This is a genomic window from Halomonas sp. SIMBA_159 (assembly GCF_046536035.1).
GTDB classification, from domain to species: Bacteria; Pseudomonadota; Gammaproteobacteria; order Pseudomonadales; family Halomonadaceae; genus Vreelandella; species Vreelandella venusta_A.
In genome coordinates this window covers 1-276 of the sequence record NZ_JAWJBT010000459.1, presented here as the reverse complement: position 1 = coordinate 276, position 276 = coordinate 1, and the positions used below count along the sequence as shown (strand labels likewise).

General features: G+C 45.3%; 1 protein-coding gene. It reads left to right on the top strand.

Annotated elements, in window-relative coordinates:
* Positions 1-276: DoxX family protein (locus R0J87_RS20015; protein WP_498888439.1), on the top strand; the 276-nt coding region annotated here is incomplete at both ends.

The window sequence follows — 276 nt, the reverse complement described above, 5'->3', positions numbered from 1 at the left end:
GGAAACAATATGAACATCGCGTTATGGATTATCCAAGGCTTATTGGCTTTAATGTTTATCAGTGCAGGATCGACTAAATTGCAATACGAAAAGGCAAAAAAAGCACTGCCATGGGTCAGCAATCATTCGAAAGGCTTTATCGCCTTTATCGGAGCAGCAGAGGTCTTGGGAGGAATAGGATTGATCTTGCCACTGGCTTTGGGCATCGCTCCGATTTTGACGCCACTAGCCGCTTTAGGCCTCTTGCTCATCATGGTATTTGCGACAGCTTTTCAC